Here is an 18,075-nt window from a genome sequence, read left to right on the forward strand (position 1 = left end):
AAAATAGCATTAATTCCCTTTAATAAAACCCCTATTTTGTTAACTTTGCAAAGTATCATCACTATTATGAGAAACGACGACAACGAAATTACATTAAAAGGAGACAGAGTTATTGAACAAATTCCTTCTGTGAAGGATAAAGCCCTGCGAATCAACTTAAACGAAAATATTTACGGCACTTTTGCCGAAATTGGTGCCGGACAAGAAACAGTCAGACACTTTTTTAGGACTGGCGGTTCTTCAGGAACGATTGCAAAAGCAATGTCAGCGTATGATAAAGATTTTAGCGATGCCATTTATGGCTCTGAAACTGACGGACGTTATGTGACTGAAGCACGTTTAAAAAAAATGCTTTCGCACGAAGTCCGCTTGGTAGAACAGCGCTTGAATCGTGACAAACATCCAAGCAAAATGTTTTTCAGCTATGCAAATACGGTTGCTACAATCGATTTTGCAAAGCAATTTAAAGGCCACGGCTGGGTTGGGATTAAATACCAAATCGAGCCAGACGAAGATTATAACGAAATTGTACTTCACATTCGTTTTAAAGAAACTGATGCCAGACTGCAACAAGAAACTCTTGGAATTCTGGGAGTTAACTTGATTTACGGTGCGTTTTACAAATACAACGATCCAAAAAAATTGCTCCGTTATTTATACGACCACTTGGATAAGGATCAATTGGAAATTGATACAATAAACTTTTCAGGACCCCGTTTTGCAGATGTTGACAACCGTTTGATGAGTTTGCAATTGGTTAAAAACGGAATGACTGATGCGGTAATGTTTGATCCCAATGGAAATAATGTTTTGCCTGCAGCAGTTCTTTACAAGAAAAATATTTTGGCTTTGAGAGGAAGTTTCCGTCCGGTGACGAAAGTCAATATGGATATGTACAAAAAATCTCTTGAAATGTTTCTAGAGGAAAATAAAGTACAGAAAGAAAATACCTTGGTTGTTTTTGAAATCACTCTTTCCAACCTGCGTTCTGATGGTGAAATTGACGAACGAGATTTTATGGACAGAGCTGAATTGCTTTGTTCTTTAGGCCAGTATGTAATGATTTCAAATTTTCAGGAATATTATAAAGTGGTTGAATATTTCTCAAATTATACCAAAGCCAGAATGGGATTGGCAATGGGCGTCAACAATTTAGTTGACATTTTTGACGAGAAATATTACCGCCATTTGAGTGGTGGAATTTTGGAAGCTTTCGGTAAATTATTCTACCGTGATTTAAAAGTTTTCTTATATCCGATGAAAGATGACAATGGAGTGGTAATAAATTCTGGAAATCTAAAAGTACATCCAAGAATGAAAGAATTGTACAAATTCTTCAAATTCAACGGAAAAGTGGTTGATATCACTGACTTTGACGAAAATGACTTGGAAATTTTTTCAAGAGAAGTTTTAAAAATGATCAGCAAAGGAAAACCAGGTTGGGAAGAAATGCTTCCGAAAGGTATTGCTGAATTGATCAAAAGAGACAATCTTTTTGGATACGACCCAAAGAAATTGATGGAAGAAAGCACGAATTAGAAGTAATATCTTATTATTGAGAATTAAGATAGCTGTCTTTAGCTTACAGAATCAATCTATACATATAAAAAGCAGTATTCTTAATTGAATACTGCTTTTTTTTACTGTAACCTGAAATCGGAATTCGGCTTGCTATTTCAATATCTGATTTACGTGTGCCTTGGTTTTTACATCTGAAATAACATCTTCAATAATTCCTTCTTCGTTGATGACAAAAGTCGTTCTGTGGATTCCGTCGTAGGTCCTTCCCATAAACTTTTTTGGCCCCCAGACTCCAAAAGTCTGAATCACTTCTTTTTCTTCATCGGCCAACAGCGGAAAAGGAAAACTGAATTTATCCTTGAATTTCAATTGTGCTTTTTGCGAATCAGCGCTTACACCCAGAAGTTCGTAATTATTTGCTTTAAAACGTTCAAAATTATCTCTCAAATCGCAAGCTTCCGCTGTACAGCCCGGCGTGTTTGCCTTTGGATAAAAGAAAACAACTAACTTTTTTCCTTTATAATCTTCTAATTGGTGAAATTTCCCATCTTGGTCAAAACCTGAAAAATCAGGCGCTTTGTCTCCTATTTTTAATGACATAAATTATTTTTGATTTAAGATTTTTGATTTATGAATTCGTAAATTTACAGCTATAAAATTAGCTAAAAATGACCAAAAAAGAGCGTGCTTCTTTCGTTATAACTACGTTAAAAGAATTATATCCCACGATTCCCATTCCATTGGACCACAAAGACCCTTATACATTGCTGATTGCAGTTTTGCTTTCGGCACAGTGCACTGATGTTCGCGTCAACCAAATTACGCCACTTTTGTTTGCCAAAGCAGATAATCCGTATGATATGGTGAAAATGACGGTCGAAGAAATTCAGGATATCATTCGTCCTTGCGGTTTATCGCCAATGAAATCAAAAGGGATTTATGGGCTTTCACAGATGCTGATTGACAACTATAATGGCGAAGTACCCCAAAGTTTTGAAGCTTTAGAGTCGTTTCCAGCGGTTGGACATAAAACGGCAAGCGTGGTAATGTCGCAAGCTTTTGGCGTACCTGCGTTTCCGGTTGACACGCACATTCACCGATTGATGTATCGCTGGGGCTTGACGAGCGGAAAAAATGTGGTGGAGACTGAAAAAGATGCAAAAAAAATTTTCCCGAGAGATTTGTGGAATGAATTGCATCTCCAGATCATTTGGTATGGACGAGAATATTCTCCCGCAAGAGGCTGGAGCTTAGAAAAAGATATTATCACAAGAACCATTGGAAGCAAGAAAATCTTGTCGGTACTTCTGAAAAAATAAAAAAATAGTTGAAAAAAAATATCCCGATAAATTATCGGGATATTAATTAATTAGCGATTGTTTCAAATTTCAACCCATTCACTTTAATAAAGCTCAATGCTTTAGAGTAATTTAATAAAAACGATATTGTTTCTTTTTTAGGTTGCATTTGTTTTGTTGCTAATGTTTTTTTAGAGTAGATTTTTGCCATTTGATTAGGTTTGTTTCTACTTTAACGCAACAAATTTCTGAATATTGTTAATTGGTCAAGATAATTTGATGTTTGTCAATAACTTTTCTCAAATTCATCAACGCATATCGCATCCTGCCTAAAGCCGTATTGATAGAAACCCCAGTTAATTCTGAGATTTCTTTAAAACTTAAGTCCTGATAAATACGCATAAACAATACTTCTTTTTGGTCATTAGGCAGTTCTTCGATTAGTTTTTTCAAGTCACTTTCTACTTGATTCGTAATCATTTCGCTTTCAACATTTGGACAATTATCTGACATTATAGAGAAAATAGAAAACTCTTCAGTTTCTCTAAACATTGGCATTTTTTTGTTTTTTCTGAAATGGTCCACAATTAAATTATGAGCAATTCGCATCACCCAAGGAAGAAATTTTCCTTCTTCATTGTAAGAACCTGATTTTAAAGTTTTAATGACTTTAATAAAAGTATCCTGAAAAATATCATCCGTGATATCTCGATCCGACACTTTAGAGTAGATAAATCCGTAAATTTTTGATTGGTGCCTATCGATTAGAGAAGCCAGGGCATTTTCGTCACCTGCGACATAACTCTTTACCAATAAAGCGTCTGGGAGTTGAACATTAGCCATAATATTACCTTTTAGTTTTTGGTTGTAATTGAAATTTATTTCTAAAAAAGTAATTTTTTTATAATAGGCAAATGTTAAATTAAGATTAATGTTAAGCCAAATATAGCACATTTCTTTTTATACCACAAAATAAATTGTTGAATTTTAACATATTTCATACAATAAAAATAAATTTAACAAACCGTTTGGAGCCTAAATCGCAAGATTTGCCTAGATTTATCAGTACTTTAACACATGTTGAAAAGATAATTTTGAAATTAGTCCAATGCCACTTTCTTATTATTTAATTACCTTTGTGGTATTCAAAAACTGCTATGATTACTGATATTTCAAAAATTGATCCAAAGTCCAATATTATCATAAAAGGGGCTCAAATTCACAATCTTAAGAATTTGGACGTCGTGATTCCCCGCAATAAATTAGTTGTCATTACTGGGCTTTCCGGATCTGGAAAATCAAGTTTGGCTTTTGATACTTTATATGCAGAAGGCCAGCGAAGATATGTGGAAAGCTTATCGTCCTATGCGAGGCAATTTCTGGGCCGTTTAGACAAGCCAAAAGTGGATTATATCAAAGGAATTGCTCCGGCAATCGCCATTGAGCAAAAAGTAAATACCACAAATGCGCGTTCGACGGTTGGTACTTCAACAGAAATTTATGACTATTTAAAATTGCTTTTTGCCCGAATTGGGAAAACTTTTTCGCCTGTTTCTGGGCAAGAAGTTAAAAAAGATACGGTTTCTGACGTAATGAACGATGTCAAAAACTTTGAACCTGAAAGCAAATGGTTGCTCCTCGCTCCTATTCATTTAGAAGAAGGACGCGCTTTAGAAGACAAATTAAAAGCGCTTTTACAACAAGGTTTTGCTAGAATTTTAGTTGAAAATGAAATGGTTCGTTTGGACGAAATCGAAAGCCATTCTTTAGACAATAAAGACATTCTTTTGATCATCGACAGAATCGTAGTTAAAGATGAGGAAGAATTCTTCAATCGTTTGGCAGATGCAGTCCAAACGGCTTTTTATGAAGGAAAAGGAATCTGTTATCTGCAAGAATTAAGCACTAATGACCGAAAAACTTACAGCAATAATTTTGAGTTAGACGGAATTCAGTTCTTTGAACCAAACGTTCATTTGTTCAGTTTTAATAATCCGTATGGCGCTTGTCCGACGTGTCAAGGTTATGGAAATATCATCGGAATTGACGAAGAATTGGTGATTCCAAATACCGCTTTGTCAATTTTTGAAAACGCAATTTATCCCTGGAGAGGCGAAAGTATGAGCTTTTTTAGAGATGAATTGGTAAAAAAAGGACACAAATTTGATTTCCCGATTCACAAACCTTATTACCAACTTACTGACGAACAGAAAGCATTGGTTTGGAAAGGAAATAAAGACTTTGTTGGATTGAATGATTTCTTCAAAGAATTGGAAGTTAAAAACTATAAAATCCAGAATCGCGTGATGCTTTCCCGTTATCGAGGCAAAACAAAATGCCCTGATTGTCGTGGAAAACGCCTTCGTGATGAGGCGAATTATATCAAAATCAACAACAAAACAATTTCTGACCTGGTCGATTTGCCAATCAAACATTTGGTTACTTTTTTCAAAAATTTAGAACTTTCTGAATATGATGTTAAAGTGGCGAAACGATTGCTTTTAGAAATCAACAACCGTTTGGCTTTCTTGACAGAGGTTGGTTTGGATTATTTGACTTTGAACCGAAATTCCGCTACGCTTTCGGGCGGAGAATCCCAGCGCATCAATTTGGCGACTTCTTTAGGAAGCAGTTTGGTGGGTTCGATGTATATTTTGGACGAACCAAGTATCGGTTTGCACCCAAAAGATACTGAAAGATTGATCAAAGTGTTGCTTTCGCTAAGAGATTTGGGAAATACCGTAATTGTGGTGGAGCACGACGAAGACATTATGAAATCAGCCGATATGATCATTGATATTGGTCCAGAAGCGGGAACTCATGGAGGCGAATTAGTCGCTCAAGGAACCTATGATGAAATTTTGAAATCAGATTCTTTGACCGCCAAATATTTGAATGGAGAAGAAGAAATCAAAACGCCAAGAATTCGAAGAAAACATAGAAATTTCATTGATATAAAAGGAGCCCGCGAAAACAATTTGCAAAACATTGACGTTCGTTTTCCTTTGGAGGTTTTGACCGTAATTACGGGAGTTTCTGGAAGCGGAAAAAGTACGTTGGTTAAGAAAATCCTTTTTCCGGCGATGCAAAAAGTGTTGGATGGCGTTGGAGAAAAAGCGGGGCAATTTACTGAAATGACAGGAAGTTATCAGGCGATCAAACATATTGAATATGTGGACCAAAACCCGATTGGAAGAAGTTCGCGTTCGAATCCTGTCACTTATATCAAGGCTTACGACGATATTCGTGATTTATTTTCTAAGCAGAAATTATCCCAAATCAGAAATTACCAACCGAAACATTTCTCTTTTAATGTGGACGGAGGCCGTTGCGAAACCTGCAAAGGCGAAGGTTCTATCAACGTAGAAATGGTTTTTATGGCCGATGTTCAATTGCTTTGCGACACGTGTAACGGAAGACGTTTCAAGAAAGAAATCTTGGAAATTAATTACGAAGGAAAAAATATTGACGACATTTTAACGATGACAATCGATGATGCCGTTGCTTTTTTCAAAGAAAACGGACAGGCAAAAATTACGCAGAAATTACAGCCTTTACAAGATGTTGGTCTGGGTTATGTTCAATTGGGACAGTCTTCTTCAACCCTTTCGGGCGGTGAAGCACAACGTATCAAATTGGCCTCGTTTTTAGTTAAAGGAGCTACTAAGGACAAAGCTTTATTTGTTTTTGACGAACCCACCACAGGATTGCATTTTCACGATATCAAGAAATTATTGGCTTCGTTTGATGCACTTTTAGACAAAGGCCATTCAATAATTGTGATTGAGCATAATTTAGATTTGATAAAATGTGCCGATTATATTATTGACATTGGTCCTGAAGGAGGCGAAAATGGCGGTCAATTGATCGCATCGGGAACGCCAGAAGAAGTTGTAAAAAACAAAACTTCGGTTACTGGAAAATATCTGAAAGAAAAGCTATAGAACTGTTTAACAATATTTTATAACTTTCAATAGATGACAAATAGAAATTTGGCACGAAACTTGAAATAGAATTAGCATAAGAATTGGTTATTCTCATACATAATAAAAATAGTTTAAAAGTTTAATAATTTGGTTGATTATTAAAATTGGTTGGTTAGGTTTGTTATAAATCCCGTGACTGTGAGGTTTGCGGGATTTATTATTTTTTGGAAATACCTACTCTAACGAGAAGACCATCTATTACTGCATTTATATCAGAAGAAATTTTAAAAACGTAATTTAAATAGACATAAGTTATTGTAATTAAAATTGATTTTAAAACAATATTCACAAAAGGATTAAAAGGAAATTCCCAAAAGTAAAATCCTAAAAACAAAGCCGTTATTATTACAAAAGATTTCAGAGTATTAATCGTAAACGGGTACAATTTCATTTTTTTGACTACAAATAAAAGCTTGATGGTGTTGTAAACAAACATCGAAATGAACGTTGCTAAAGCGGCGCCGGTAATTCCATACATCGGAATAAAAATTCGGTTTAAACCAATCATCATCACAACGAGTACTAATCCAAAAAGCAAAACAGTTCTGTAATATTTAGTGTTTAATACAATTGCGTTATTATTTCCTAGAATTACATCATAGAATTTGCCAAGCCCGATTAAAAAGACAGACAATAATCCAGCTTCATAATTTCCGGGAATAATGCGATACATCTGATTGATGTTTAAAAAGATACCAAGCATTACCAAGCCTCCAAAAACTTGTAAGTTGATCGCACTTTTTTTATACAGATCATTCAATTCGTCTATCTTTTCTTCTCCCATTAATTTGGCCGTAATCGGATAAATAATTTGAAGCATCGCCCGACTTGGAACCGCAATTACGGTGGCAATAAAAATGGCTACAGAATATTCTCCATTTTTTGTGATTTCTTCATAAGCCGGAATCATAATCTTATCAAAATCAAGCAATAAAACCGCAACACTTCCTGATAAAATGATGAAAAAAGAGTAATTGAAAATGTCTTTGTAATTTTGCGGAATCTTAAAATACAACTTCGGCATTTTTACATACATCGCATAAATAATCATTGCAAGCATCTGAAAACAGTAGGCTCCGGCAATTCCGTAGATAAAAGTTATTTTGTCAATCCAACCCAAATAAATTGAAAACAATAAAACGGTTACGATTATTCGAACAAAAACTTCACTGATAAAATTTCCTAAAACCGACTTCATATGCACTTTTACCCAAGCATAAAATATCTCGAAATAGCCCATAAAGAGTCCAATTATCGGGATAAGCCACAGAAATGGTTCAACGGTGGGGTTGTCTTCTAAAATCCACGAGGCAATAATGTCATACCCAAAATAAGTGATTAAGCTAACTGGGATGATCAAAAGCAAAGGCATAAAAAGCATAAAGCTTAAAAAATGCTCTTTTTCTTTTTCCTCCTTGTAATTTGAATAAAATCTAATTAAGGTGCTGTGCACGCCGAATGCCATCAAAGGCATCATTATATTGGAAGCCGAAAGTAAAAAAGAGACAATTCCATAATATTCTTTTCCAAGGAAACTGGTGTACAGAAATAATGCATTTACAGCGCCAATTCCGAAACCAAAATAGGTTACGGCAATGTTTTTGGCAGACTGATTTAATACGATTCCCATAGTGGAACAGCTGTTTTAGATTTGAGATTTGAGTAGTTTTGAAAGCTTTTCCGTTAGATTTTTTCTACTGTAATATTGCAAACCAATGGCGTTTGATTTTAATTTTCCGGTTTTATACTCTTCGTAATAACTTAAAATTGATGACTTTAATTTTTTAATTTCATCGTATTTCACAAAAACACCCGTATTGGTATTTTGGATTATTTCTGCGAAATCAGAACCTTCCGGACCAATTCCGATAATCGGCCTTTCAGAAACCATATATTCAAATAACTTTCCAGGAATGATACTTTTTGTTTCTTCTGAATCAATTTCTACCAATAATAAAACTTGTGATTTACGTTGCTGTTCCACCGCCATTTTGTGTGAAACATACCCCAAATTATTCAGATATTTATCTAATTTGAATTCAGTGATGGCATCTAAAACTTCTTGGCTTACTGCACCAATTAATTTTAGTTCGAAATCTTTCTTGAAATCAGCATTTTCTTTGATTAATTCTTTCAAACATTTCCACAAGATCCTCGGATTTCTCTCCGACAAAAAAGAACCAATGTGTGCCAGTGAAAATTTCTCGTCAAGTGTTTGCTTTTCAATTTTTTCTACATCAAAACCGTTGGTAATCACTTCAATTGGTTTGGTGGTCAACGCTTCAAATTCCTTTTTTGTAGTAGCACTTGTCACCAAAATCACATCGGCAGAATTTAACACTTTTGATTCTAAATTTTTGTGCTTTCTAGAAGCTGAATTACCTAATTTCAGTTTGTTATGATACCCAATCGTAGTCCAAGGATCACGAAAATCAGCAAACCATTTCACGTTTGTTTTCTCTTTTAAATCCATACCGATCAAGTGCAGACTGTGTGGCGGGCCTGAAGTCACAATCGTGTCAATTTGATTTTCTTCAATATATTTTTCCAAATATTTCACCGAAGGCTTTACCCAATAAACGCGAGCATCCGGAATAAAAACATTTCCTCGAATCCACAGAAAAAGTTTCTCTGTGAAGGATTGCTTCCTTTGATTTGGAATAATTCCGGAACTTATCTTTTTCGTCTTATTTTTTGAAAAAATAGAGGCAAAACCATAGGGTTCAAAAATCTTTTTTTTCAAGATTATAGCTTTATCAGAAACTTCAGAAACCAAACCTTCATCCATAATTGGATACGTCGGATTTTCTGGAACATATACAATGGGCTGTATGCCAAAATCAGGCAAATACTTCACAAACTTCAACCAACGCTGAACGCCTGGTCCTCCGGCTGATGGCCAATAATAAGTGATTATGAGTACTTTTTGCCCCCTAACCCCCAAAGGGGGAATTTTGTCACCCTCTACCATTTTTAATTATTTTTGGGAGTTCCCCCTTTGGGGGCTAGGGGGCGATTTTCAAAATAAATTCCTCCTACTAAAAGCAACAACATAAGAATGGAACTGATCAAAGTAATTGTGCTTCCGGTTTTCACAACTTGTGGCTCAAATTTAAATTCAATGGTATGTTTTCCAGCGGGAATTTCAAGACCTCTCAACGTATAATCTACTCTAAAATGATCTGCAGATTTTCCGTCAATCGTTACATTCCAACCTTTTGGATAATAAATTTCAGAGAAAACAGCCAAACCTTTATTGGCATTCTTTGAAACATATTTGATATAATTTGGCTCGTATGCTTTTAAAAAAATTGTTGCTGTTGAATCTTTTTCGTACGTTTTTGAAATTGGATTCTTAAATTCTTTTTGGTTGAAAACGGCTTGATTTTTAGTGTCCAAACTATCCAAAGCCTTCATTTCTTCATCGGCAGAATTTACGAATTTTACTTCTTTAACAAACCACGCATTCCCATTGGCATCTGGATTAATTACCGGATATTCTTGGCCTTTTTCGTCTACCTGAATCACATATTTGGTATTCAGCATATTCAAAACATTCAAATTTCCTTTACCAATTTGATAATCAAATAATTGCTCAATTCTTCTTGGTCGAACTGCGCTGTAACCTGATAATGATTTGTGGAAATAAGACGTTCTGGCCTGTAATCTTCCTTCAATTTCATAAACTCTGTACACGGAAGTGTCTCTTAATATCTGCTGATCAGAAGGCGTTTCTTGAAAGGGTTCACGCACTTCTCTTGCACTTACAAAACCTTTGCTGTCCACATAATTTTTATCGATGAAGAACAAATCTCCAACCATAAATAATCCGATTAAAATAACCGTCAATGTGTGGGATAATTTGTTTTTGTAGTGCAAAAATAAAAATCCAACTGACATTAAAATTAAAAAACCAGAACGCAACAAATCGGTGTTGTAAAGACTTTTTCTGTCTGCTCTCAAAGCTTCGACGAAACCAGAACCAAAAGCATCGCTACCTTGTGCTTGGCTGAACATTTGTTGCATCTGGGCATCATAAGGCCCTACAAAATCAAACATTCCTTTGGCCACAAATAGCAAGATGATGATTCCCAAACTTATTCCTCCGGCTAATTTCAATGACTTAAATTGTTCGTCTTTTTCTGATTTGAAAAAACTCTGAAGTCCCATGATGGCAAGAACCGGAAGACACAATTCAATGATTACTTGAATCGAAGAAACAGCTCTAAACTTGTCATACATTGGAACAAAATCAATGAAAAAATCCGTCATTAATGGGAAATTTTTTCCCCAAGAAAGTAACAATGAGAAAATAGCTCCTGCTAAAAAAGCATATTTTATTTTTCTTTTATCATTGAACAAAGCTAAAATTGCCAAAAAGAAAACCACCGCCCCGATATACGCTGGCGCGGCAACGATTGGCTGATCGCCCCAATACGTTTTGGCATACGCTTCTGTAAAACCTCTGGCTTCCTCTGGAGTTGCGCCTTGCATACTGATGAATTCGTACACTTTTGATTCACTTCCCAAATGTTCAGAATTAGAGCCTCCGAATAATCGTGGAGCAAATAAATTTAAACTTTCTGCAATTCCGTAGCTGTATTCTGTGATGTAATCATAACTCATTGCTGATGTAGTCGTGTTTTTTGAACCGTCTGGATTAAAAGTCAGTTCGCTTTTGCCACGCATACTAAAATCAGCATATTCAGATGTTGCCAACAAACTTGAAGCATTGGCCCCGATTGCCAAAATTCCGGCTACGGCAAACACTCCCATGGAAACCAAATATCCTTTGACATCTTTCTCCTTGATGTATTTATAAAGAAAGTAAATACCGACAATCAACAGCAAAAACAACAAATAATAGGTCATTTGGAAGTGATTCGCATTGATTTCCAACGCTCCGGCAATCATGGTAATCAATCCGCCGAGAATATATTTTCGCCTAAAAACCAGCAAAACTCCGGCAACAACCATCGGCATATAAGCGATTGCGTGTGCTTTTGCATTATGGCCTACGCCAAGAATAATGATAAGGTAAGTGGAAAATCCGAAGGCGAGCGCTCCGAAAAAGGCTTTCAGCGGATCTACTTTCAAAACTAAAAGCAATCCGTAAAATCCAAGAAAATATAGAAAAATATAATCGGCAGGACGCGGTAAAAATCGCAAAACATCGTCTAAAGCACCCACGGCATCATTTGGATAATTGGCTCCTAATTGATAAGTTGGCATTCCTCCAAAGGCTGAATTGGTCCAAAAAGGCTCTTCTTTCGTTTCGGCCCTAAAGTCATTTTGCTCTTTGGCCATTCCTGTATATTGCGCAATATCAGATTGATACAGCTGTTTGCCTTGCATTACAGGATAAAAATAAATTAGGGAAACCAAAACAAAGCCTAAAACGGCCAATAAATGAGGATAATACTTGCTGATTATTTTCATAATAGATAAGTTGAAAACAAATAAATAAAGGCGTGAAGATACGCATTTACAACAAATATATTCAAAGAAATGTTTAGTCTATTTCTTCGTAATCGATGTACTCACCTACTTTTTTCTTTTCGCGAGGCTTGTCAGATTTTGCCGTTGTGTTAACAAAATCAGATTGGTTATTTTGAGTTCTTTGATAATTTTGCTGTTGTTGCTGAAAGTTTTCTTGCGCTTTATTCACGACCGTTTTTACCATAATCGGAAAAAGAAGCTTGCCAATAAATTTTAGCAAATAATAAATACACACAATAGTTATTATCGTTCTCAAAATACCATCAAGGGAAGCATATTGCATAATCGTAATTTTAATTGGTAAAAATAACAAATAGAATTTTGAAAATTAAATTATCATTCTTAAATTAATAATAAATTATAGTACATTTGGGTTATAGTAACCATATCCTAATGAAAACCTCAAGAATATGTTCAAATTAAAGTCACTTTCACTGCTGTTTTTTGCCTTTTCGACTTCAGCCATTTATGCCCAATTTACTGACGACATCAACTCAAACCGACCGGGAGAATCCATGTCGGGATTTTCTGTTGGCAAAACCGTTTTTCAAATGGAAGCCGGAATTTATGGAATCACAGAAGACCACAACCTTTTAGAAACTGACTCCAAAGGTTTTGGATTTGATTTAGCACTTCGATATGGTGCTTTTTTAGAACAATTAGAATTTATTGCCATCATTCAATACCAAGCCGACCAATACAATACACCGCTTGGTTCTGAAAACAGAAGTGCTGTCAAAAAAATGACTTTAGGTGCCAAATACTTGATTTATGACCCATTTAAAAATTATGAAGAAAAAGTAAACATCTATAGCTGGAAAGCAAATCACCGTTTTAAATGGAGACAATTTATTCCTGCGGTTGGCGTTTATGCAGGTGCCAACGTGAATTTTTCGAATAATCCTTATACCTTTGAAACCGATCCCAAAATCAGCCCGAAGTTAATGGTGATTACGCAAAATCATTTCGGAAGCCGTTATGTTTTTGTCATGAATATTATTGCTGATAAAGTGACTTCAGATTATCCAAGTTATGGCGGTATCGCTACAATGACGTATGGAATTAACCCAAAATGGTCTGCTTTTTTAGAAGGGCAAGTGTACCAAAGTGATTATTATTCTGACGGAATTGCGCGTGGAGGCGCTGCTTATTTATTAATGCCAAACCTTCAATTAGACGCATCGATCAGTAAGAACATAAAAGATACGCCGTCCATTTTTTACGGAGGAATTGGGGTTTCTTGGCGTTTTGACGGAAGCTATAAAGATATTTTAATTAATATTCCAGGAAAAGACGATTCAAAAGACAAAAAGAAAGACAAGAAGAAAAAAGACGATAAAAAACGAATTGACGAAGTCGGAGGCGAACAACCTACAGAATAAAATGATAACAGTTAAAGAAGCGAATACAAAAGCATTATTAAAGGAATATGTAAAATTTCCTTTTGAATTATACAAAGACAACGATTATTGGGTGCCACCGATAATTTCAGAAGAATTAGAAACTTTTGACAAGAAAAAAAATCCGGCTTTTACGAATGCCGATGCCAATTTTTATTTGGCGTACAAAGACGGAAAAATTGCCGGAAGAATTGCCACAATCATCAATTGGGACGAAGTGAACAACCAAGGTAAAAGGAAAGTGCGTTTTGGTTGGTTTGACGTCATTGATGATATTGAAGTAACCAAAGCTTTGCTTGAAAAAGTATATGAATTTGGAAACCAAAACAATCTGGAATATGTGGAAGGCCCTATGGGATTTTCAAATCTTGACAAAGTGGGCCTTTTGACTTTTGGGTTTGACGAAATGAGCACAATGGTAACTTGGTATAACCATCCTTATTATGTGGAACATTTTGAAAAACTGGGTTATGTAATTGAAAAAACATACAACGAAAGTAAATTTCCGTTTGAAAATGTAAAACCAGAGTTCTTTTTAAAAGTGAATGATATTGTTTTAAAGCGCTACCAATTAAAAGCTTTAAACTTCACGAGCACCAAAGAAGTGATGCCCCATGTGGACAAAATGTTTGATCTTTTTAATGCGAGCTATGAAAAACTATCTTCTTTTGTAGCAATAACAGACATCCAGAAAGAATATTTCAAGAAAAAATACATCAGTTTTATCAATCCGGAATATATTAAATTCGTAGAAGATAAAGATCATAACATTGTAGCCTTTAGTATCGTGATGCCTTCTTTTTCAGAGGCTTTGCGAGAAACCAAAGGAAAACTTTTCCCGTTTGGATTTTTGAAGATTTTAAAAGCAAGAAAACACAGCAAGGACATGCTTTTTTACCTCATCGGAGTTCAGCCTGAATACCAAAGCAAAGGCGTAACGGCAATAATTTTCAATGAATATTACAAGACTTTTACTGAAAAAGGAATAAAAATGTGCTACCGAACTCCTGAATTGGCTGACAATGTAAACATCGCTAATTTATGGAAGCATTTTGATCCGGTAATTCATAAAAAGAGAAGTACTTACAGGAAAAGCCTCTAAGATTCTGAGTGGCAAATTTTCCGTTTTTGAGCAAATAAAAGTTCCAAAGTAAATTTCACTTTGGAACTTTTATTTTACAACTTCAAGACTTTGAAGCTTATTTTACACATTCCACTTTATTTAAAGTAACGCTTCCGAATTTCAAATCTTTTTTATCTTTAAAGGTTTGCTTATTTCCTACGGTTATAATTTCTCCAAAACCTTCTACCAGCGTAGTTCCTTTTTTCAAGAAAACGCTTTCTCTGGTTGATTTCATTCCTTCTGATTCAAAATCATACGTTGCATGAAGCGTATCGCCTTGAAACATTCCGGTGAATTTACCGAAATTGCCGTCTTTTTCAAAGAAATTATACTGCAAATCTCCAGAAACATTATTTCCGTTAGCCGTTACAATTGACATTTTGATGGTGTCTTTTCCTTTGCTGGTCCATAAGTAACATTCTTTTTCTGCCACAATTTCTGGCTGTTCCATTTCTTGTTCTGTTACGACAATATTTTCTTCTTCCAATTTTTCCTTACAAGAAGCAAAAGCAAGAATTCCTATACCTAAAATTAATAGCTTTTTCATAATTATTTTTTTTTTACAACTTAAAGGTAAATTTTAAAATAAGGATTTTTGTTAATTCTGTTGTAAAACAAAAAAAAGCCACTCTTTTCAGAATGGCTTTTTAGTAAAAAATATTTTAAAATCTTAACGTTCGTCGCTCACATCCACCGTGTGGATTTCAGCTAATTTAGCGTAAGTTCCGTTTTCTAATTTCTCTCTAATAGCTTCAAAAGCAGCTAAAGTTTGCTCGATATCTTCCATCGTATGTGTAGCCGTTGGAATCATTCTCAACAAGATAATTCCTTTTGGGATAACCGGATAAATTACGATAGACAAGAAAATTTTGTAGTTTTCTCTCAAGTCATTTACCAACATCATCGCCACCGGAACGCTTCCTTCTAAATAAACTGGCGTTACGCACGTATTTGTATCTCCGATATTAAAACCTCTAGATTTCAATCCGTTTTGCAATGCGTCAACATTTTCCCAAAGTTTGTCTTTCAAGCCTGGATTTGAACGCAATAAATCTAAACGTTTCAAAGCCCCTTTTACTAACAAAGAAGGCAAAGCTTTTGCAAACATTTGAGAACGCAAATTGTATTTCAAGAAATCGATAATATCTTTATCCGCAGCAATAAATGCTCCGATGCTTGCCATAGATTTTGCAAAAGTGGAAAAATAAACGTCAATCTGGTCTTGAATTCCTTGCTCCTCACCTGCTCCTGCACCAGTTTTTCCAAGTGTTCCAAAACCGTGAGCATCATCTACTAAAAGACGGAAATTGTACTTTTCTTTTAAAGCCACAATTTCTTTCAATTTACCTTGCTGCCCGCGCATTCCGAAAACACCTTCAGTAATCAATAAGATTCCACCGCCAGTTTCTTCAGCCATTTTTGTAGCACGACCCAAGTTTTTTTCGATACTTTCAATATCGTTATGTTTGTATGTAAAACGTTTTCCCATGTGAAGGCGCACGCCGTCAATGATACACGCGTGAGAATCCACGTCATACACGATGATATCATTTTTGGTAACCAAAGCGTCAATTACAGAAACCATTCCTTGGTAACCGAAATTCAACAAATAAGCGGCTTCTTTTTGAACAAAAGCAGCCAATTCATCTTGCAATTGCTCGTGAAGGGTTGTGTGTCCTGACATCATTCGAGCGCCCATTGGGTGAGCGGCTCCAAATTCAGCAGCAGCATCAGCATCAACCTGGCGTACTTCGGGATGGTTTGCAAGACCAAGATAATCATTAATACTCCAGTTAATTACCTCATTGCCATGAAACATCATTCTATTAGAAAGAGGCCCGTCCAATTTTGGAAAAACATAATATCCTTCTGCTTGAGAAGCCCATTTTCCTAAAGGCCCTTTATTGTTCTGTATTCTTTCGAATAAATCTTTTACCATTTTGATATCGTTATAATTTTGGAATCAATATTTGGCAAAAATAATTATTTATATATTATTAATAGCCTACAACTGCTTTTTATTTTATGGTTTTTAAACCTAAAGATATTAATACGAGTCATTTCAGCATTACATCAGAATAACAAAGATTTGAATTGTAAAAAAAAAGGAAGTTTTTGAATTATTTTGCCTCAAAAAAATTGCTCTTTAAAACGATTTCTTTTATGCTTTTGTCCAATTCTTCTCCACAGTTGATAAAATTGCGGAAAAGTTCTTCTCCTTCTTCTGCTTTTAAATCAAAATCTCGAATTAAGTATAAAATTCCCATCATATTTGCAAGCGGCGCCCGAACGATATGCGATTGCGTGAAAGCAATATCTTGCAATCGCTGGTTTCTTTCTTCAATCGTCTTCAGATAATTTAAACGTTCTGTTACATCTACAGCCGTTACCAATCCGCATTTTTTACCATCATCATGAATAATATTACAAGATATTTCTACATAAAATGTCTCTCCATTTTTTTTCTGATGCTGGTATTCATCCGCTGTAACCAGCCTATCGTAGCTTTCTAGATATTTAAATGCTTTTTTAAAAGCACTGATCTGGTTTTTGGGACGAATATCAAGCAATGTCATGTCTAAAAATTCAGCAATTGAATACCCATACTGTTTTAACATTGCATCATTGACTCTCAAAAACTGTAAAGTTTTGAAATCAAAAACATACATGGGTTGCGGATTTAAATAAAAAAGATTGCTAAATCGTTTTTCGGATTCTTGTAATTTTGCTATGTTCTTTCTTCTTTCAATAGAGTAAACTATACTTTTATAAAGCAATCTTGAACTGAGTTCACTTTTTTCCAAGTAATCAGAAACACCTTTCGAGATTGCATATCGAGTCAATTCAGAGTCTTGTAACTCTGCTAAAAGAATGGTTTTTGAAAAATTTTCTTTGCCAAAATCATCCAAAAGCTGTTGACCTTTTCTATCAGAAAGGTTTAAATCAAGAAGAATTACATCATAATCCTCTTGAGAAAAAAGCATTTTAGCGCTTTTAAAATCAACAGCATTGATAATAATTGGGTCAACAATTCTCTTTAGCAATAGTTTTTTCAACGATATTAAAACCTTCTCGTTACTCTCAACAATGAGAATACGATAAGACTTAGTATCCTTTTTCATAAGTGGTAGATTATGGTTCAAAAAAAGGGGTGTGTAAACCTAGGAAAAATATAGGAGTTCTATTCAGTTTTATAATTAATTTTTTCTTGAAATTTAAAAAAACCAATTTTACAGTAGCCAACTTCT

At 35.0% G+C, this 18,075-nt stretch carries 15 protein-coding genes; 5 read left to right on the forward strand and 10 right to left on the reverse strand.

Features of this window, described 5'->3' with window-relative positions:
* The first annotated feature begins 66 nt into the window (after nucleotides 1–66).
* Entirely contained in the window at nucleotides 67–1,539 is a 1,473-nt protein-coding gene (locus EG849_RS08580; RefSeq protein ID WP_125012673.1) for a TonB-dependent receptor, read from the forward strand.
* Between the two features lie 132 nt (nucleotides 1,540–1,671).
* Here EG849_RS08580 and bcp read toward each other — a convergent pair whose 3' ends face one another.
* A complete protein-coding gene (bcp, locus tag EG849_RS08585) occupies nucleotides 1,672–2,121 on the reverse strand; it encodes a thioredoxin-dependent thiol peroxidase (RefSeq protein ID WP_125012674.1) in 450 nt (149 codons plus the stop codon).
* 68 nt (nucleotides 2,122–2,189) lie between these two features.
* Here bcp and EG849_RS08590 point away from each other — a divergent pair, with 68 nt between their 5' ends.
* Nucleotides 2,190–2,840 carry an endonuclease III domain-containing protein gene (locus EG849_RS08590; RefSeq protein ID WP_125012675.1) on the forward strand — a complete coding sequence of 217 codons (651 nt, stop codon included), beginning with the start codon at nucleotides 2,190–2,192 and terminating at the stop codon, nucleotides 2,838–2,840.
* Between the two features lie 46 nt (nucleotides 2,841–2,886).
* Here the strand turns inward: EG849_RS08590 and EG849_RS15730 are convergent, their stop codons facing one another.
* On the reverse strand, nucleotides 2,887–3,030 hold the full coding sequence (locus EG849_RS15730; protein ID WP_199732267.1) for a hypothetical protein: 144 nt from the start codon (nucleotides 3,028–3,030) through the stop codon (nucleotides 2,887–2,889).
* Between the two features lie 47 nt (nucleotides 3,031–3,077).
* The gene (locus EG849_RS08595; protein ID WP_125012676.1) at nucleotides 3,078–3,662 is read right to left on the reverse strand and encodes an RNA polymerase sigma factor; all 585 of its coding nucleotides are present in this window, start codon (nucleotides 3,660–3,662) and stop codon (nucleotides 3,078–3,080) included.
* Between the two features lie 314 nt (nucleotides 3,663–3,976).
* Here EG849_RS08595 and uvrA point away from each other — a divergent pair, with 314 nt between their 5' ends.
* Complete coding sequence (gene uvrA / locus EG849_RS08600; RefSeq protein ID WP_125012677.1) at nucleotides 3,977–6,763, forward strand: excinuclease ABC subunit UvrA; 2,787 nt, start codon at nucleotides 3,977–3,979, stop codon at nucleotides 6,761–6,763.
* 199 nt (nucleotides 6,764–6,962) lie between these two features.
* Here the strand turns inward: uvrA and EG849_RS08605 are convergent, their stop codons facing one another.
* The 4 genes from EG849_RS08605 to EG849_RS08620 form a co-directional block, all read right to left on the reverse strand.
* Nucleotides 6,963–8,435: an oligosaccharide flippase family protein gene (locus EG849_RS08605; protein WP_125012678.1), complete on the reverse strand. Its 1,473-nt coding sequence runs from the start codon at nucleotides 8,433–8,435 to the stop codon at nucleotides 6,963–6,965.
* Between the two features lie 15 nt (nucleotides 8,436–8,450).
* Nucleotides 8,451–9,776, reverse strand: coding sequence for a glycosyltransferase family 4 protein (locus tag EG849_RS08610; RefSeq protein WP_125012679.1), 1,326 nt, complete (start codon nucleotides 9,774–9,776; stop codon nucleotides 8,451–8,453).
* Nucleotides 9,777–9,778: 2 nt separating this feature from the next.
* A complete protein-coding gene (locus EG849_RS08615; protein ID WP_125012680.1) occupies nucleotides 9,779–12,244 on the reverse strand; it encodes a YfhO family protein in 2,466 nt (821 codons plus the stop codon).
* Between the two features lie 73 nt (nucleotides 12,245–12,317).
* Nucleotides 12,318–12,587, reverse strand: coding sequence for a DUF4834 family protein (locus EG849_RS08620; protein WP_125012681.1), 270 nt, complete (start codon nucleotides 12,585–12,587; stop codon nucleotides 12,318–12,320).
* A 127-nt stretch (nucleotides 12,588–12,714) separates the two neighbouring features.
* On the opposite strand from EG849_RS08620, the gene EG849_RS08625 reads away from it, so the two are divergent.
* The gene (locus tag EG849_RS08625) at nucleotides 12,715–13,686 is read left to right on the forward strand and encodes a transporter (RefSeq protein ID WP_125012682.1); all 972 of its coding nucleotides are present in this window, start codon (nucleotides 12,715–12,717) and stop codon (nucleotides 13,684–13,686) included.
* 1 nt (nucleotide 13,687) lies between these two features.
* Entirely contained in the window at nucleotides 13,688–14,806 is a 1,119-nt protein-coding gene (locus EG849_RS08630; protein WP_125012683.1) for a GTP cyclohydrolase, read from the forward strand.
* A gap of 97 nt (nucleotides 14,807–14,903) precedes the next feature.
* On the opposite strand, the gene EG849_RS08635 is transcribed toward EG849_RS08630, so the two are convergent.
* The 3 genes from EG849_RS08635 to EG849_RS08645 all read right to left on the reverse strand — a co-directional run bounded on the left by EG849_RS08635 (nucleotide 14,904) and on the right by EG849_RS08645 (nucleotide 17,949).
* Nucleotides 14,904–15,374 carry a hypothetical protein gene (locus EG849_RS08635; protein WP_125012684.1) on the reverse strand — a complete coding sequence of 157 codons (471 nt, stop codon included), beginning with the start codon at nucleotides 15,372–15,374 and terminating at the stop codon, nucleotides 14,904–14,906.
* Between the two features lie 123 nt (nucleotides 15,375–15,497).
* Nucleotides 15,498–16,766 (reverse strand): aminotransferase class I/II-fold pyridoxal phosphate-dependent enzyme, encoded by a 1,269-nt coding sequence (locus tag EG849_RS08640; protein ID WP_125012685.1) that lies wholly within the window; start codon nucleotides 16,764–16,766, stop codon nucleotides 15,498–15,500.
* A gap of 181 nt (nucleotides 16,767–16,947) precedes the next feature.
* A complete protein-coding gene (locus tag EG849_RS08645) occupies nucleotides 16,948–17,949 on the reverse strand; it encodes a response regulator (RefSeq protein WP_125012686.1) in 1,002 nt (333 codons plus the stop codon).
* Nucleotides 17,950–18,075 lie beyond the last annotated feature (126 nt).

Origin of the sequence: Flavobacterium macacae (assembly GCF_003865365.1) — a bacterium.
Classification (GTDB): Bacteria; Bacteroidota; Bacteroidia; order Flavobacteriales; family Flavobacteriaceae; genus Flavobacterium; species Flavobacterium macacae.

Excerpts from the sequence above, each read along its gene's own strand:
- EG849_RS08645 (WP_125012686.1), bottom strand. The coding sequence starts at position 17,949 with ATGAAAAAGGATACTAAGTCTTATCGTATTCTCATTGTTGAGAGTAAC.
- EG849_RS08620 (WP_125012681.1), bottom strand. The coding sequence starts at position 12,587 with ATGCAATATGCTTCCCTTGATGGTATTTTGAGAACGATAATAACTATT.
- EG849_RS08590 (WP_125012675.1), top strand. The coding sequence starts at position 2,190 with ATGACCAAAAAAGAGCGTGCTTCTTTCGTTATAACTACGTTAAAAGAA.
- EG849_RS08630 (WP_125012683.1), top strand. The coding sequence starts at position 13,688 with ATGATAACAGTTAAAGAAGCGAATACAAAAGCATTATTAAAGGAATAT.
- EG849_RS15730 (WP_199732267.1), bottom strand. The coding sequence starts at position 3,030 with ATGGCAAAAATCTACTCTAAAAAAACATTAGCAACAAAACAAATGCAA.
- EG849_RS08580 (WP_125012673.1), top strand. The coding sequence starts at position 67 with ATGAGAAACGACGACAACGAAATTACATTAAAAGGAGACAGAGTTATT.
- EG849_RS08625 (WP_125012682.1), top strand. The coding sequence starts at position 12,715 with ATGTTCAAATTAAAGTCACTTTCACTGCTGTTTTTTGCCTTTTCGACT.
- uvrA (WP_125012677.1), top strand. The coding sequence starts at position 3,977 with ATGATTACTGATATTTCAAAAATTGATCCAAAGTCCAATATTATCATA.
- EG849_RS08595 (WP_125012676.1), bottom strand. The coding sequence starts at position 3,662 with ATGGCTAATGTTCAACTCCCAGACGCTTTATTGGTAAAGAGTTATGTC.
- EG849_RS08610 (WP_125012679.1), bottom strand. The coding sequence starts at position 9,776 with ATGGTAGAGGGTGACAAAATTCCCCCTTTGGGGGTTAGGGGGCAAAAA.
- EG849_RS08640 (WP_125012685.1), bottom strand. The coding sequence starts at position 16,766 with ATGGTAAAAGATTTATTCGAAAGAATACAGAACAATAAAGGGCCTTTA.
- EG849_RS08615 (WP_125012680.1), bottom strand. The coding sequence starts at position 12,244 with ATGAAAATAATCAGCAAGTATTATCCTCATTTATTGGCCGTTTTAGGC.
- EG849_RS08605 (WP_125012678.1), bottom strand. The coding sequence starts at position 8,435 with ATGGGAATCGTATTAAATCAGTCTGCCAAAAACATTGCCGTAACCTAT.
- bcp (WP_125012674.1), bottom strand. The coding sequence starts at position 2,121 with ATGTCATTAAAAATAGGAGACAAAGCGCCTGATTTTTCAGGTTTTGAC.
- EG849_RS08635 (WP_125012684.1), bottom strand. The coding sequence starts at position 15,374 with ATGAAAAAGCTATTAATTTTAGGTATAGGAATTCTTGCTTTTGCTTCT.